This is a genomic window from Modestobacter versicolor (assembly GCF_041028285.1).
Taxonomy (GTDB): Bacteria; Actinomycetota; Actinomycetes; order Mycobacteriales; family Geodermatophilaceae; genus Modestobacter; species Modestobacter versicolor_A.
Map to the genome: position 1 here is coordinate 215,613 of NZ_JABGDB010000001.1, position 15,223 is coordinate 230,835.

The 15,223-nt window shown below is 75.6% G+C and carries 18 protein-coding genes; 9 read left to right on the forward strand and 9 right to left on the reverse strand.

The features are described 5' to 3' along the window. Positions 1-8 precede the first annotated feature (8 nt). A complete protein-coding gene (locus HL054_RS01135; protein ID WP_369136846.1) occupies positions 9-1,142 on the forward strand; it encodes an alpha/beta hydrolase in 1,134 nt (377 codons plus the stop codon). A 242-nt stretch (positions 1,143-1,384) separates the two neighbouring features. Here the strand turns inward: HL054_RS01135 and dapD are convergent, their stop codons facing one another. Next, the gene (gene dapD, locus HL054_RS01140) at positions 1,385-2,371 is read right to left on the reverse strand and encodes a 2,3,4,5-tetrahydropyridine-2,6-dicarboxylate N-succinyltransferase (RefSeq protein WP_369136847.1); all 987 of its coding nucleotides are present in this window, start codon (positions 2,369-2,371) and stop codon (positions 1,385-1,387) included. Between the two features lie 106 nt (positions 2,372-2,477). Between dapD and dapE the strand changes: the two genes are divergently transcribed. The 4 genes from dapE to HL054_RS01160 are packed head-to-tail and all read left to right on the forward strand — an operon-like array spanning position 2,478 to position 5,320. Beyond that, positions 2,478-3,599 (forward strand): succinyl-diaminopimelate desuccinylase, encoded by a 1,122-nt coding sequence (gene dapE / locus HL054_RS01145; protein ID WP_369136848.1) that lies wholly within the window; start codon positions 2,478-2,480, stop codon positions 3,597-3,599. Next, entirely contained in the window at positions 3,596-4,423 is an 828-nt protein-coding gene (locus HL054_RS01150; protein ID WP_369136849.1) for a TIGR00730 family Rossman fold protein, read from the forward strand. Before dapE ends, HL054_RS01150 begins: the two co-directional genes overlap by 4 nt. Positions 4,424-4,425: 2 nt before the next feature. Further along, a complete protein-coding gene (locus HL054_RS01155; protein WP_369136850.1) occupies positions 4,426-4,854 on the forward strand; it encodes a DivIVA domain-containing protein in 429 nt (142 codons plus the stop codon). Beyond that, a complete protein-coding gene (locus HL054_RS01160; protein ID WP_369136851.1) occupies positions 4,847-5,320 on the forward strand; it encodes an SRPBCC family protein in 474 nt (157 codons plus the stop codon). Before HL054_RS01155 ends, HL054_RS01160 begins: the two co-directional genes overlap by 8 nt. Positions 5,321-5,338: 18 nt before the next feature. Here the strand turns inward: HL054_RS01160 and HL054_RS01165 are convergent, their stop codons facing one another. From HL054_RS01165 to HL054_RS01195, 7 genes are all read right to left on the reverse strand, one after another. Continuing rightward, complete coding sequence (locus HL054_RS01165; protein ID WP_369136852.1) at positions 5,339-6,076, reverse strand: cytochrome c oxidase assembly protein; 738 nt, start codon at positions 6,074-6,076, stop codon at positions 5,339-5,341. After that, positions 6,073-6,525 (reverse strand): DUF2243 domain-containing protein, encoded by a 453-nt coding sequence (locus tag HL054_RS01170; protein WP_369136853.1) that lies wholly within the window; start codon positions 6,523-6,525, stop codon positions 6,073-6,075. Before HL054_RS01170 ends, HL054_RS01165 begins: the two co-directional genes overlap by 4 nt. Before the next feature lie 48 nt (positions 6,526-6,573). Next, positions 6,574-7,062: a hypothetical protein gene (locus HL054_RS01175; protein ID WP_369136854.1), complete on the reverse strand. Its 489-nt coding sequence runs from the start codon at positions 7,060-7,062 to the stop codon at positions 6,574-6,576. Next, complete coding sequence (locus HL054_RS01180; protein WP_369136855.1) at positions 7,059-8,309, reverse strand: molybdopterin-dependent oxidoreductase; 1,251 nt, start codon at positions 8,307-8,309, stop codon at positions 7,059-7,061. Before HL054_RS01180 ends, HL054_RS01175 begins: the two co-directional genes overlap by 4 nt. Then, a complete protein-coding gene (locus tag HL054_RS01185) occupies positions 8,306-8,962 on the reverse strand; it encodes a TIGR04282 family arsenosugar biosynthesis glycosyltransferase (RefSeq protein WP_369136856.1) in 657 nt (218 codons plus the stop codon). Before HL054_RS01185 ends, HL054_RS01180 begins: the two co-directional genes overlap by 4 nt. Further along, positions 8,959-9,612: a glycosyltransferase family 2 protein gene (locus HL054_RS01190; protein ID WP_369136857.1), complete on the reverse strand. Its 654-nt coding sequence runs from the start codon at positions 9,610-9,612 to the stop codon at positions 8,959-8,961. The genes HL054_RS01185 and HL054_RS01190 overlap by 4 nt, the downstream gene beginning before the upstream one ends. Before the next feature lie 71 nt (positions 9,613-9,683). Beyond that, a complete protein-coding gene (locus HL054_RS01195; RefSeq protein ID WP_369136858.1) occupies positions 9,684-10,634 on the reverse strand; it encodes a DUF808 domain-containing protein in 951 nt (316 codons plus the stop codon). A gap of 144 nt (positions 10,635-10,778) precedes the next feature. On the opposite strand from HL054_RS01195, the gene HL054_RS01200 reads away from it, so the two are divergent. After that, a complete protein-coding gene (locus tag HL054_RS01200) occupies positions 10,779-12,146 on the forward strand; it encodes a hypothetical protein (RefSeq protein ID WP_369136859.1) in 1,368 nt (455 codons plus the stop codon). 63 nt (positions 12,147-12,209) lie between these two features. Then, positions 12,210-13,118, forward strand: coding sequence for a DMT family transporter (locus tag HL054_RS01205; RefSeq protein ID WP_369136860.1), 909 nt, complete (start codon positions 12,210-12,212; stop codon positions 13,116-13,118). A gap of 79 nt (positions 13,119-13,197) precedes the next feature. Here the strand turns inward: HL054_RS01205 and HL054_RS01210 are convergent, their stop codons facing one another. Next, entirely contained in the window at positions 13,198-14,256 is a 1,059-nt protein-coding gene (locus HL054_RS01210; protein WP_369136861.1) for an NAD-dependent epimerase/dehydratase family protein, read from the reverse strand. A 26-nt stretch (positions 14,257-14,282) separates the two neighbouring features. On the opposite strand from HL054_RS01210, the gene HL054_RS01215 reads away from it, so the two are divergent. Both HL054_RS01215 and HL054_RS01220 read left to right on the forward strand, forming a co-directional pair. Further along, positions 14,283-14,873 carry a DNA-3-methyladenine glycosylase I gene (locus tag HL054_RS01215; RefSeq protein ID WP_369136862.1) on the forward strand — a complete coding sequence of 197 codons (591 nt, stop codon included), beginning with the start codon at positions 14,283-14,285 and terminating at the stop codon, positions 14,871-14,873. 115 nt (positions 14,874-14,988) lie between these two features. Then, positions 14,989-15,156 (forward strand): DUF3117 domain-containing protein, encoded by a 168-nt coding sequence (locus HL054_RS01220; RefSeq protein WP_081807929.1) that lies wholly within the window; start codon positions 14,989-14,991, stop codon positions 15,154-15,156. Positions 15,157-15,223 lie beyond the last annotated feature (67 nt).

A 15,223-nucleotide genomic window follows, 5' to 3' on the forward strand; every position in this document is an offset into this window, starting at 1 on the left:
GCCGCCCCGTGCCCGCTGACCTGCTGCTCCCCGGCGTCACCGCCACCTCGGTGCCCACCGCCCGGCTGACCCAGCAGGTGCTGCACGCCGACGACGTCGACCCGTCCGGGGGCGGCGAGGCGGTGCTGTTCGTGCACGGCAACGTCAGCTCGGCGGCCTTCTGGCAGCCGCAGCTGCTCGCCCTCGACCCGCGGTGGCGGGCGCTCGCCGTCGACCTGCGCGGGTACGGCGGCACCGACCCGCTGCCGGTCGACGCCCGCCGCGGGGTGCGCGACTGGGCCGACGACCTCGGTGCGCTGCTCGACGCGCTCGGCCTGGAGCGGGTGCACCTGGTCGGCTGGAGCATGGGCGCCGGCGTCGTCCTGCAGCACCTGCTCGACGCACCGCAGCGGGTCGCCTCCGTCGTCCTGGTGGCGCCGGTGTCGCCCTACGGCTTCGGCGGCACCGTGGGCCACGACGGGCAGCCGGTGCACGCCGACGGCACCGGCTCGGGCGGCGGCGCGGCCAACCCCGACTTCGTGGCCGCGCTGGCCGCGGGCGACACCTCCGCGGACGCGCCCACCAGCCCGCGGTCGATCCTGCGTGCCTTCTACGTCGCGCCCGGCTCGCTGCCGCTGGACCCGGTGCTGGAGGACGTGTTCGTCGCCTCGATGCTGACCACCCGCACGGGCCCGGACCACTACCCGGGCGACGCGACGGCGGTCGAGGCGTGGCCGGGGACGGCGCCGGGGGAGCGCGGCGTGCTGAACACCATGGCGCCCACGGTGCTCGACGTCTCCTCGATCGTGGACCTGCCGGTGAAGCCACCGGTGCTCTGGGTGCGGGGGGACGCCGACCAGATCGTGTCCGACACCTCGGCGTTCGACCTGGCGTTCCTCGGCTCGGTCGGCGCGGTGCCGGGCTGGCCGGGGGACGCGGAGTTCCCGCCGCAGCCGATGGTCACCCAGACCCGCGCGGTGCTCGACCGGTACGCCGCCAGCGGCGGCCGCTACCGCGAGGTGCTGCTGCCCGGGGTCGGCCACTCACCGCACGTCGAGCGCCCGCAGGAGTTCACCGTGGCGCTGCTGGAGCACCTCACCCACCCGGCGCTGCCGCCGTCCAACACCCCCGAGACCCCCGGCCCCGACGACCTCCTCGCCTGACCCACGCCAACCGCGCGTGGAAAGGCGCGCGAACCCGCGCGTGGGAAGGCGCGCGAAACCGCGTGTGCGTGGGAAGGCGCGCGAAACCGCGCGTGGGAAGGCGCGCGAACCCGCGCGTGCGTGGGAAGGCGCGCGAAACCGCGGGTGGGAAGGCGCGCGAAACCGCGCGTGCGTGGGAAGGCGCGCGAAACCCGCGGGTGCGTGGGAAGGCGCGCGAAACCGCGGGTGGGGGCGGGTATCCGTCAGTTGGCGTGCAGGGCGGCGTTGAGGGCGCCCCAGTCGCCGTTGCGGGGCAGGGCCTCCAGCGCGCCGCTGACGGAGTTGCGGCGGAACAGCAGGCCGTCGCGGCCGGAGAGCTCGCCGGCCTTGATGGTCGTGCCGTCGGGCAGCCGCACCTTCGACCCGGCGGTGACGTAGCAGCCGGCCTCGACGACGCAGCCGTCGCCGAGGGAGATGCCGATGCCTGCGTTGGCGCCGAGCAGGCAGCCCTTGCCGATCGAGATGACCTGCTTCCCGCCGCCGGACAGCGTGCCCATGATCGAGGCGCCGCCGCCGATGTCGGAGTCGGCGTCCACCACGACGCCGGCGCTGATCCGGCCCTCGACCATCGACGGGCCGAGGGTGCCGGCGTTGAAGTTGACGAAGCCCTCGTGCATGACCGTGGTGCCCTCGGCGAGGTGCGCACCCAGCCGCACCCGGTCGGCGTCGGCGACCCGCACGCCCGACGGCAGCACGTAGTCGACCATCCGCGGGAACTTGTCCACGCCGAAGACGGTGAGCTGCCCGCCGGCGGCCACCCGCAGCCGGGCCCGGACGGCGTCCAGCTCGGTGGCGAGCACCGGGCCGGCGCTGGTCCAGGCCACGTTGGCCAGCAACCCGAACTGGCCGTCCAGGTTCACCCCGTGCGGGCGGACGAGGCGGTGCGAGAGCAGGTGCAGGCGCAGGTAGACGTCGTGCGCGTCGACCGGCGGCGCGGCGAGGTCGGCGATGGTGGTGGACACCGCGACCACCTGCACCCCGCGGGCGTCGTCGGTGCGGACCAGGCCGGTGACGTCGGGGCCGAGCAGCCCCTCCAGCTCCAGGACGCCGATCAGCTGGGTGCCGGACTCGCCCTGGTCGGCGCTGCTCAGCGAGGGGGCCGGGTACCAGGTGTCCAGCACCGTGCCGTCGGCGGTCAGGGTGGCCAGCCCGACGGCGTTGGCACCGGTGGTCTGCTCTGCGCTCGTCACGGGCACCGAGGCTACCGATGGGGCCAGACGGCCCGGTCGCAGAGGCTCGCGGGTCGCGGAGCGGCCCGGGAGGGGCGACCGGGTCCTTTGTCTACGCTCGGGAGTCGTGAGCGACCTGCAGCCCGAGCTCGACCTGACCGCCGACGTCCTCACCCTCACCCGCCGGCTCGTCGACGTCCCCTCGGTGTCCGGCTCCGAGCAGTCGATCGCGGACGCCGTGGAGGCCGCCCTGCGCGGGCTCGGCGGCCTGGAGGTCGAGCGGGTCGGCGACGCGGTGCTGGCCCGCACGAACCTCGACCGGGACACCCGCATCGTGCTCGCCGGGCACCTGGACACGGTGCCGATCGCGGACAACCTGCCCAGCCGGCGGGAGACGGTCGACGGCGAGGACCGGCTCTACGGCTGCGGCACCAGCGACATGAAGGCCGGCGACGCGGTGATGCTGCGGCTGGCCGCGCGGTTCGGCGTCCCCGGCGCGGAGCCCGCCCGCGACCTCACGTTCGTCTTCTACGACAACGAGGAGGTCGAGGCGGTCCGCAACGGTCTCGGCCGGGTCGCCCGCGAGCGCCGCGGCTGGCTGTACGGCGACCTGGCGATCCTGCTCGAGCCCACCGACGGCGTGGTCGAGGGCGGTTGCCAGGGCACCCTGCGGGTGGTGCTCACCGTGCCCGGCCGGCGCGCGCACAGCGCCCGGTCCTGGCTGGGGGTCAACGCGGTGCACGGCGCGGCCGGGGTGCTGACCACGCTGGCGCAGTACCGGGCCCGCGAGGTGCAGATCGACGGGCTGACCTACCGCGAGGGCCTCAACGCCGTCCGGGTCGAGGGCGGGGTCGCCGGCAACGTCGTCCCGGACGAGTGCCGGGTGACGGTGAACTTCCGGTTCGCCCCCGACCGGGACGAGGACCAGGCGCTCGCGCACGTCCGCGAGGTGTTCGCCGGCGCGCTGGCCGACGGCGTGACCCTCGAACTCACCGACTCCTCCGGCGGCGCGCTGCCGGGCCTGGCCGAGCCGGCGGCTGCCGCCTTCGTCGCCGCGGTGGGGCAGCCGGCGCGGGCGAAGCTGGGCTGGACCGACGTCGCCCGGTTCGCCGCCTTCGGCATCCCCGCGCTCAACTACGGCCCCGGCGACCCGAACCTGGCCCACACCGTGGACGAGCACGTCCGGGTCGACCGGTTGCAGCCGGCCGAGGACGCCCTGATCGCCTACCTCAGCAGGAGTGACGCATGAGCGAGTCCGACGACCGTCGACGCCGGCCCATCCGGCACCGTGGCGGCATCACCCTGCGCGGCGGCGAGCCCGACCCCGCGATGGACGGCACGACGACCGACCAGCGGCTGCTCGACCGGCGCAACGGCAGCGACTGGGTGCACACCGACCCGTGGCGGGTGCTGCGCATCCAGGCCGAGTTCGTCGAGGGCTTCGGGCTGCTGGCCGAGCTGCCGCGGGCGGTCAGCGTCTTCGGCAGCGCCCGCACCCCGCGCGACTCGCCGTACTACGAGGCCGGCGTCCAGCTGGGTGCCGCGCTCGCCGACGCGGGCTACGCGGTGATCACCGGCGGCGGCCCCGGCGCGATGGAGGCGGCCAACAAGGGCGCCTGCCAGGCCGGCGGCATGTCGGTCGGGCTGGGCATCGAGCTGCCGTTCGAGCAGGAGCTCAACGAGTGGGTCGACGTGGGCATCCTGTTCCGCTACTTCTTCGTGCGGAAGACGATGTTCGTCAAGTACGCGCAGGCCTTCGTGATCCTGCCCGGCGGCTTCGGCACCCTCGACGAGCTGTTCGAGGCGCTGACCCTGGTCCAGACCCGCAAGGTCACCCGGTTCCCGGTGATCCTGTTCGGCAGCGCGTACTGGTCCGGGCTGGTCGACTGGGTGCGGGACACGATGGTCGAGCAGGGCACGGTCAGCCCCGCCGACCTCGACCTGCTGCACGTCACCGACGACATCGCCGAGGCGGTCCGGGTGATCCAGGCCGCGGACGCCGCCCGGGCGCAGAACGCCCCGGAGCCCCCGCGCGGGGAGGCCGTGCCCGCGCCGGCGCCGGTCGACGACTGACCGTGACCGGCGTCGTGTTCGTCGTCGGCCTGGTGGTCGTCGGCGGGCTGCTGTTCCTGGGCGGCTCGTTGCTGCTCGGGCGCGGGGAGACCCAGCCGCCGGCCGAGGTCGGCCGGTCACCGGTCGAGCTGCCCGACGACCGGGCGGTGGTCGGGGACGACGTGCGCGCGCTGCGCATCTCGGTGGCCTTCCGGGGGTACCGGATGACGGAGGTCGACTGGCTGCTGGACCAGTTCGCCCAGGTGCTCGACGAACGGGACGCCGAGATCGCGGAGCTGCGCGCCGCGGTGCCCCCGCGGACCGGAGCGCACGCCGCTCCCAGACACGCCGCCGACCACCAGGCCGGGCGGGACGACACCGAGGACACCGACGACACCGACCCCGACGGGCTCCCGGTGGTCGCGGACCACGAGAAGAGGACCGGTGCCTGAGCTGACCGAACAGGTCGACGTCGACGCACCGCCGGAGCAGGTCTGGGCGGCGCTGGTCGACTGGGACCGGCAGGGCGAGTGGATGCTGCTCACCGACGTGCGCGCGGTGGACGGCGACGGGCAGGGCGTGGGCGGCCGGCTGGCCGCGGTGACCGGGGTCAAGCTGCCCGCCGGGCTGCTGGGCGGACGGCGGATCGGCGTGCTGGACACGATGCTGGTCACCGACTGGCAGTCCCCGCGCCGGGTCGACGTCCGGCACACCGGCCGGGTGGTGCGCGGCACCGGCACCTTCGAGGTGCGGCCGCGCGGCGCCACCGGCTCGACGTTCGTCTGGAGCGAGGGGCTGGACCTGCCGCTGGGCGTGCTGGGGCGGCTGGGCTGGCCGCTGGTGCGCCCGGTGATGGCCGCCGGCGTCCGGTTCTCCCTCCGCCGGTTCGCCACCTTCGCCGAGCAGCACCGCGGCTGAGCCCGGCGGGCGTGGAGCTCAGGCCAGGGCGGCCGCGCGCACCGACGCCCGCGAGCGGTACCACTGCCGCCACAGCAGGCCGGCGACGACCAGGTGCACCACCGTGCCGCCGTCGTACATCAGCCGCGCGCCCGCCTCGGCGCCGGTGACCCCGGCGGGCGGGAAGGCGTAGAGGGTCTTCGCCAGCACGTCGTGCGCCGCCATCCCGCCGGCCAGGGCCACGGCCCGGACGACGACGCCGCGGCGGTGGGCGGTCGGCTCCAGCGCCAGGACGGCGGTCGTCGCCAGCCACCCGGTCAGCAGCACGTGCCCGGACACCAGCAGGTGCAGCGACGGCGAGTGCAGCACCGCGGTCAGCAGCCCGGTGCCGTAGAGCAGCCAGAGCCCCGCGACGTTGACCGCGGTGGCGACGACCGGGTCGGTGAGCACCCGGACCGGTGGCGTCCGCAGCAGCCGGCCGACCCGCCGGGCCGCGGTGACCGGCAGCGCCCGCAGGGTCAGGGTCACCGGGCGGGCCAGGGCCAGGAACACCGGCGCGACCATGCCCAGCAGCAGGTGCGCGGCCATGTGGGCGCGCAGGTCGGGGTGTGCGGAGCCGCCGCTGTGCCCGGCGGCCGGGACGGTGAGGGCGGCGACCGCGCAGCCCACCCCGGCCAGCCAGGACGCCGTCCGGGCGACCGGCCAGGGCCGCTGGCCGGCCGCGACCAGGTACGCCGCCACCGCGGCGACCGCGACCACCCAGACCAGGGACGTCATGCGCGCCGGCCGCGCAGCACCAGCAGCACCCCGGCCAGCCCGACCAGCAGCCCCGCACCGGTCCAGAGCACGTCGTAGCCGGTCAGGTCCACGCCGTAGCGCACCTGGTGCAGCCGGAGCAGCTTGTGGTGCACCAGGCCGTCCCAGGTCTGGAAGGCGCCCGCGCCCAGCAGCACCGCGCCCCACCAGGTCGCCGGCGACCAGGTGCCGCGCCGGCGGACGTCGGCCAGCAGCGCCAGCCCGGCCACCGTCGCCGACCAGGTGGCGGCGTGCAGCAGCCCGTCGGACACCAGCCCGGCGGCGCCGCTGGCCCGGTCGTAGAAGTGGTGCCAGTGCAGCAGCTGGTGGAACACGATCTCGTCGACCGCGCCGGCGGCGCCCGCGCCGAGCAGCAGCCCGGACAGCAGCACCCGGCGGCGGCCGGCCGGGACGTCGCGGGGTGTGCTCACCGCGGCAGGCTGCCCCCGCTGCACCGGGTGAAACCCGGGGCGGCGTCGTCAGCTGCGGCGGCGCTCGCGCAGCACGGCGACCGTCCCCACCACCGCGCTGACGGCCAGCACGACGAGCACCAGCACGAGCAGGGTCTGGCCGTAGTCGCGCGGCAGGAACGACGGGTTGGCCGGGTCGTAGCCCTTCCCCAGCACGAACGGCAGCGCGACCAGGGTCAGCACCCCGCTGACCGCTGCGCCCACCACCGCCGCCGGCCGGGCGGCGCGCGGCAGCAGCCGGGTCGACAGCCAGCCCAGCGCGATCCACACCGGGGTGATCACCAGGTCGCTGAGCAGCGCGCTGCCGACGAACCAGGTCAGCCAGGAGTCCAGCGGCACCCGGCCGCCGGCGGTGAGCAGCCCCCGGACGCCGTAGAGCACGGCCGCGAGCCCGGGCAGCAGGAACAGCCACCGCCACCAGGGGGTCAGCGCGCTGGTCGCCGGGCGGCGCGGGTCGGACAGGTACGGGTCGGCGGCCCGGGGCGCGGCGGTGCTCATCCGCCGATCCCGCCCGCGCCGGGGGTCACCCGGGTGACCCACTTGGTCTGCATCACGCCGGGCCGGTTGGGCGCGATCAGCCGCACCGGGTAGCCGTGGTCGGGCGCCAGCTCCTCGCCGTTGAGCCGCAGCGCCAGCAGCGTCCGCGGACTGCGCGCGTGCGGCGGGGAGACCGTGGAGACCCGGTACAGCCCGCCGGTCTGCAGCGACTCGACGGTGACCTCGGTGTCCCGCGGCAGGCCCGCCGCCTCGAGCAGGTCGGCCAGCCGGACGCCGGTCCAGGTGGCGTTCGCGCTCCACCCCTCGACGCAGCTGATCGGCAGCCGCTCGGTGTGCTGGGGGAACGCCTGCAGGTCGGCCAGCGACAGCTCCAGCCGGTCCGGACCGTCGACCACGAGCCGGTAGTCCGCGCCCACGTCGGTGGTGCCCGCCCGCTCCGCGGTCTGCCGCACGGGCAGCCCCTGCGGCCCGACGCCGGCGATGCGGGGGCCCAGCACCGACACCCGGGCCAGCGGCGTGACCGACTGCCCGACGGTGGTGAGGGTGACCGCGCCGACGGTGAGCCCGGCGGCGAGCACGAACGCCCGGCGCGGGACGCCGCTGACCTCGGCCTCGGTGTCGACCGCGGTGAGCTCGGCGGCCGTCGCGTCGTCCAGCCCGGCGGTGGCGCCCGGGGACCCGCGGCGGGCCAGGCCCCGGCGGATCTCCGGGGCCTTGGCGCCGACGTGGACGAGGACGGCGCCGATGGCGATCCAGCCGGTCCAGTAGTGCGTGGTGGTGAAGAAGAAGCCGAACGGGTACCACTCGGCGATGTTGATCAGGCCGGTCAGCAGCTGCATCACGCTGGCGCCCACGAGCACCAGCACGGCGAGCCGGCTCACCGCGCGGGCCGGGGACCCGGCCGGCGGCCACTCGAAGAGCTTCGGGTAGACCGTCCACAGCTTGACCAGCAGCAACGGGATCGACGCCAGCCCGGTCGCGACGTGGGTGCCCTGGCTGACCCGGTACAGCCAGGACGGCGACGCCGGCCAGCTGAACCAGCCGGGCGGCTGCTGCACCCAGTGGCTGAGCAGGCCGGTCAGGAAGCAGACGGTGAACGCCAGGCCGAGGAAGGCGCCGGTGCGCGCCGCCCGCCGCTCGGAGTGCAGCGGACTGGGGAACGCGCCGGGCCGGAACGGGCCGCGGCGCAGCTGCTCCGGCGGTGCGGGCAGCCGGGCGCCCAGCACCCGGTCCAGGGCGCGGGTCACGGGAGGGTCGCCGCGATCCCGTCGACGACCCGGCGCGTGCGGCTGTCCGGCGGGCACTCGGCGGCCACCGAGAGCGCGTCGGGGAAGTGGTCGACGTCGGTCAGCTGCGGCAGGTCCTGGACGGTCAGCCCGGCCCGCTCCAGCGCGGCGCGGGTGAGCACGGCGGTGTCGTCTCGGGACATCGGGACGTCGGGCAGGACGGCGGCGTCGGCGGGGGAGTGCACGCCGAGGGCCCACCAGCCGCCGTCCGGCGCGACGCCGAGCACCGCGGTCCCGGGGCCGGCCGCCACCAGCTCGGCCAGGCAGCCGGCGAGCAGGTCCGCGGTCACCTGCGGGGTGTCCATGCCGATCAGCAGCGTGGGCAGCGCGCCGTCCGGCCCGGCCATCGCGTCGGCGAAGGCGTGCGCCAGCCGGGTGCCGAGGTCGCCCTCGACCTGCGGGACGACGACGCAGCCGGACAGGTCCAGGTCCAGCGGGGCGCCGTCCAGCGCGACCACCCGGCGCTGCACCGGCGTGGCCCGAACGGCGTCGAGGGTGTCGCCGACGGCGGCGGCGGCGATCGCGGCCGCCTGGTCGGGGGTGCACGGCGGGCTGAGCCGGGTCTTGCTCCGGCCCGGCACCGGCGCCTTGGTGATGACCAGGAGCTGCGTCATCGGGCGAGCACCTTGCGCATGTCGTTGATGGTCTTCACGGTGCCCAGCACTGTGCCCGTGACCTTCGACTTCGTGCCCTCCGCGCGCGGGGCGTAGTCGACGTCCACCTCGACGATCCGCCAGCCGGCGTCCGCCGCGCGGGTCACCATCTCCAGCGGGTAGCCGAAGCGGCGGTCGGTGAGGCCCAGCGCCAGCAGCGCCTCTCGTCGTCCGGCGCGCATCGGGCCCAGGTCGTGCAGCGACAGCCCGGTGCGCCGGCGCAGCATCAGGCCGAGCGCGGTGTTGGCCACCCGGGCGTGCAGCGGCCAGGCGCCGCGGGTGGTCGGCCGGCGGCGGCCCAGCACCAGGTCCGCCTCGCCGGCGAGCACGGGCCCGGCCACCCGGGGCAGCTGGGCGGGGTCCATCGACGCGTCGGCGTCGCAGAAGCAGACGACGTCGGCGGTGGCCGCCTCCAGCCCGGCGTGGGCGGCCGCGCCGAAGCCCCGCTGCGGCACCGTCACGACGGTGGCGCCGTGGTCGGCGGCGACCTGCGCCGACCCGTCGGTGGAGCCGTTGTCGGCCACGATGGCCCGGTAGCCCGCGGGCAGCCGGGGGAGGACCTGGGGCAGGGCCCCGGCCTCGTTGAGGCAGGGGAAGACGACGTCCGGCACGGACGGACGGTAGCTGCGGTCGGGGTTCATCGCCCGGTGTTCGTCCCCCGGGCGGATCCGGATGGGCTGGGCTAGTGCGCGGCCTTCGCGCCCGCGCCCTTGCGGCGGTGCACGGTGAGGGTGACGACCAGCACGACCAGCGCACCGACGACGAGGCCGATGAGCGCGCTGGCGAAGGTGTTCACCAGCCAGCCGACCACCCCGCCGACGGCGCCGGTGGCGTCGTGCGCGCCCTCCTCGAGGTGGTGCACGACGTCGTAGAGCCCGTGCCAGCCCAGGTCGTCGGTGCCCACCAGGAGGATGTGCCCGCCGACCCAGAGCATCGCGGCGGTGCCGACCACGGTGAGCACGCTGAGCAGCTTGGGCATGCCCTTGACCAGCGCGCGGCCGAACCGGGCGGTGCCCTTGCCGTCCTTCTGGGCCAGGTGCAGGCCGACGTCGTCCATCTTCACGATGACGCCGACGACGCCGTAGACGAGCACGGTGATGCCCACCGCGACGACGGCCAGGATGATCGCCCGCGACCAGAAGCCCTGGTCGACCACCTCGTTCAGCGAGATGACCATGATCTCGGCGGACAGGATGAAGTCGGTGCGCACGGCCCCGGTGACGATGGTCTTCTCGTCGGGCAGCGCGTCCTCGACCGCGTCGTGGGTGCGCTCGTCGTGCTTCACCCGGTGCCAGATCTTCTCCGCGCCCTCGTAGCAGAGGTACGTGCCGCCGAGCATGAGGATCGGGGTCAGCAGCCACGGCACGAACTCGCTGAGCAGCAGGATCGCCGGCAGGATGATCAGCAGCTTGTTGCGCAGCGAGCCCAGCGCGATCCGCCGGATGATCGGCAGCTCCCGGTCGGCGTTCAGCCCGTGCACGTACTGCGGCGTGACCGCGGTGTCGTCGACGACCACCCCGGCGGCCTTGACGCTGGCGCGCCCGGCCGCCGCCCCGATGTCGTCGATCGAGGCGGCTGCCGCGCGAGCGAGCACCGCCACGTCGTCCAGCAGCGCCACGAGTCCACCAGCCACGGGACGTCCTTCCGTTCGGTCGACGACGGTTCCTGCAGAGATGATCGGTCATCGGGCTGCCGCGTGCGCGGGGGGCGTGCCGGGACGGGTGCCCGCCGCTGCCCTCGATGGCCGCCCACCGGGGCGTCACTACGCTCGCCTCCCGTGAGCACCGCCGTGTCCGACCCGCTCGGGCAGGTGTCCCCGCGGCGGCGCACGCGGTGGTGGGCGCCGTTCCTCGCGGTGCTCCTGGCCGTCGGGTTCGTGTTGGTCATGGGGCGGATCGGCCGGCACCTGACGCTGGACGGCGTGGTCCTGCACCTGCAGGGCGGGTGGGTGCTGCGCGGCCAGTTCGACGTCGTCTGGACCCCGCGGGTGTGGCTGCCGGTCGTCGTCGGCCTGGCCGGTGTGCTGCTCGGCCCGACGCTGGCCGCCCGGCTGCCCTGGCGGGCGCTGCTGCCCCTGTCGGCGCTGGCCGCGGCCGGCTGGGCCGTGGTGCTGGCCCGGACGTCGGGGGAGGACCGGCTGCGCGAGCCGCTGGACTCGGTCTACGAGTACCCGCACGACGTGCCGCGGGTGGGCTCGATCGGCTCCTTCCTGTCCGGCTTCGTCGACTCGGTGCCGGCCGACTCCGCCGACCCGTGGACGACGCACGTCTCCGGGCACCCGCCGGGCGCCCTGCTGGCGTTCGTGCTGCTCGACCGGGTCGGCCTCCCCGGGCTGGGCTGGGCCGCGGCGCTGTGCATCGCCGGCGGAGCGCTGGCGGTGCCGGCCGTGCTGGTGACCGTGCGGGCGGTGGCGGGGGAGGAGCCGGCCCGGCTGGCCGCGCCCTTCCTGGTGCTGGCCCCGGTGGCGCTGTGGGTGGCGACCAGCGCCGACGCGCTGTTCGCCGGGGTGGCCGCGGTCGGGGTGGCGCTGCTGGCGACGGCCGCCGCCCGGGCGCCGGGCCGGGGCGCCGACGTCCGGGCCGCCGCGGGTGGGCTGGTGCTCGGGCTGACGCTGTTCCTGTCCTTCGGGCTGGCCGTGCTCGGGCTGGTGGCGCTCGCGGTCGTGCTGGTGCACCGCGGCCGGCTGGGCTGGGCCGGGGTCGCCCGGGTGCTCGGGGTCGCCGCGGCGGGGGTGCTCGTGGTGTTCGTGGCCTTCGCGGTCGGTGGCTACTGGTGGGTGGAGGGGTTCACCGCCGCCGGGGCCCGGGTGCGGTCCGGCCCTTCCTACGCGGACCGACCGTTCGGCTTCTTCGTCTTCGCCAACCTCGCCGCCGCCGCCCTCGCGGTCGGGCCGGCCGCCGTCGCGGGGCTCGCGTGCCTGCGCCGCACCCGGCTGGCGCTGCTGCCACTCGCCGCGCTGGCCGGGGTCCTGGTGAGCGACCTGTCCGGGCTGGTGCGGGGCGAGACCGAGCGGATCTGGGTGCCGTTCTACGTCTGGGTGCTGGTGGCCACCGCGTTCCTGCCCCGCCGGCAGCGGCACCTCTGGCTGCTGCTGTCGGTGGTGCTGACGATCGGCATCGAGGTCGTCGTCCGCACCGAGTGGTGAGAGCCGCCGGGCCGTCGTACCGGGCGGCCATGATGTGCCGGTGACGACGCAGGGAGGGCTCCGGTGAGCCGGCGCGGCTGGGCGCTGTTCGTGGCGATGTCGGTCATCTGGGGCGTGCCCTACCTGCTGATCAAGGTCGCCGTGGCGGACTTCCCGCCGGTGGTCGTGGTCTTCCTGCGGTGCGCCGTCGGGGCGGCCCTGCTGCTGCCCTGGACGCTGACCCGCGGCCGGCTCGGCCCCGCGCTGCGCCGGCACTGGCGGGCGCTGCTGGTGTTCACCGTGCTGGAGATGACCGGCCCGTGGCTGCTGCTGTCCTGGGCCGAGCAGGACCTCTCCTCCTCGCTGACCGGCCTGCTGGTGGCCGGGGTGCCGTTCGTCGCCGCGCTGACCGCGCGGCTGGCCGGCGAGGACGACCGGCTGTCCCGGGTGCGGGTCGCCGGCATGCTCGTCGGCGTCGTCGGCATCGCCGTGCTGCTCGGCCTGGACATCGGCGGCGGGCAGTGGACGGCGATCGGCGCGGTCGCCCTGGTGGTCGTCGGCTACGCCACCGCGCCGATGGTGATCAGCCGCAAGCTGCCCGACGTCCCCGGGGTGACCGCGAGCGCCGTCGCGCTGGTGGTGACGGCGGTCGTCTACGCGCCGTTCGCCGTGCCGCAGCTGGGCGAGGCGGCGGACGCACCCGCCGACGCCTGGCTGGCGGTGCTGGCGCTCGGCACGGTCTGCACTGCCCTGGCGATGGCGCTGTTCTTCGCGCTCATCCGTGAGGCCGGCCCGCAGCGGGCGCTGGTGATCACCTTCGTCAACCCGGCGGTCGCCGTCCTGCTCGGTGTCCTGCTGCTGGACGAGCCGTTCACCCTCGGGCTGGCGATCGGGCTGCCGCTGGTGCTCGCCGGCTGCGTGCTCGCCACCCGGCGCAGCCCCGCCGGCACCGCGCGCTCCGAGCTCGCCGACGTCGACTCCGCCGTCCCCTGACCGGCCCACTCTCGCGAACATGGCCATGTTCGCCCCTCGGGGACAGGGCGAAGATGGCCGTCTTCGCCCTCCGGCGGGGTCAGGGGGCGGGGCGCAGGGGGGCGGTGGCGAACTCGCGCATGCCGTCGGCGAACGTCACCCGGGCGCGGAAGCCCAGCTCGGCCCCGGCCCGGAGCGGGGAGGCCACCACGTGCCGGACGTCGCCGATCCGGTAGTCGCCGGTGACCTCGGGCGCAGGCCCGCCGAAGGCCTCGGCCAGCGCGCCGGCCATGTCGCCGACGGTGTGCGGCACACCGGAGGCCACGTTGTAGGCCCGCAGCGCCGAGTCCGGCGGCTCCGCCAGCAGCGACGCCAGGTTGGCCTGCGCGACGTCGGTGACGTGCACGAAGTCGCGCTGCTGCCCGCCGTCCTCGAACACCCGGGGCGCCCGGCCGGACTCCAGGGAGCTGCGGAAGATCGAGGCGACCCCGGCGTACGGGGTGTCGCGCGGCATGTGCGGGCCGTAGACGTTGTGGTACCTCAGCGCGATGGCGCCGCCGCCGGTCGACCGCGCCCAGGCCGCCGCCAGGTGCTCCTGGGCGAGCTTGGTCGCGGCGTAGGTGTTGCGCGGGTCGGCCGGGGTGTCCTCGCCGACCTCGCCCCAGGTCAGCTGCCGCCCGCACACCGGGCACGGCGGCTCGAACCGGCCGGCGTCCAGGTCGGCCCGCCGGCGCGGGGCCGCCGGGACGACGCCGTGCTCGGGGCACTCGTAGCGCCCCTCGCCGTAGACCACCATCGAGCTGGCCAGCACCAGCCGGCCGACGTCCGCCCGGGCCATGGCGGCCAGCAGCACCGCCGTCCCGAGGTCGTTGATGCCGGCGTAGGCGGGCATGTCCTGGACGTCGATGCCCAGGCCGACCATCGCCGCCTGGTGGCAGACGGCGTCCACCCCGTCGAGCGCCCCGTCGACGGTGCCGGCGTCCCGGACGTCGCCGACGACGAGGTCGACCCCGTCGAGCCCGGGCACGCCGTCGGGGTAGGCCGGGTGGACCGCGGGGAGCAGGGCGTCGAGCACCCGCACCTCGTGACCGGCCCCGAGACAGGCGGCGACGACGTGCGAGCCGATGAAGCCCGCCCCTCCGGTGATCAGGATGCGCACGACCGCAGACGCTAGCTTCGGCACCCGTGGAGCGCTGTGGATGGGCGACGAGTGCGCCGGAGGCCTACCGGGAGATGTACACGGAGTACCACGACCAGGAGTGGGGCCGGGTGCTCACCGGCGACGACGCGCTGTTCGAGCGGATGAGCCTGGAGGCGTTCCAGTCCGGGCTGTCCTGGATCACCGTGCTGCGCAAGCGGCCGGCGTTCCGGGCGGCGTTCGCCGGCTTCCGGATCGACGCGGTCGCCGCGTTCACCGACGCCGACGTCGAGCGGCTGATGGGCGATGCGGGGATCGTCCGCAACGGCGCGAAGGTCACCGCCGTCCTCCGCAACGCCCGGGTCGCGCAGCAGGTCGAGGGCGGCCTGTCGGCCCTGCTGTGGTCCTTCGCGCCGACCGGTCCGCGCACCCGGCCGAAGACGCTCGCCGACGTCCCGGCGACCAGCCCGGAGTCGGTGGCGATGGCGAAGGAGCTGAAGCGGCGGGGGTTCGGCTTCGTCGGCCCGACCACCGCGTACGCCCTGATGCAGGCCACCGGGATGGTCGACGACCACGTGGCGACGTGCTTCCGTGCCGCGGGTGCGGAGCCCGATCGGGTGGCCCGGGACCGGAACTGAGGGGTCCCGGTTGGTCGATCGCCGTTGATACGGGATCATGGGTGCAGAGCTGACGCAGCAACAGTCGCCACACCACGGCCAGCAGGTGCGTGGGTGGCCGGTGAAGGAGGCACGCATGGCGGCCATGAAGCCGCGCACGGGTGAAGGTCCCCTCGAGGTCACCAAGGAGGGCCGCGGCCTGGTCATGCGCGTCCCGCTGGAGGGTGGCGGCCGGCTGGTCGTCGAGCTGTCCCCCGACGAGGCGACCGCCCTCTCCGAGGCCCTGAAGGGCGCGACCAGCTGACCCCCGCCGCGAGCCTGCCCCCCGGCAGCCCCGCGCTCGACGACTCGGCCCCGGCCGCCGGCAGCAC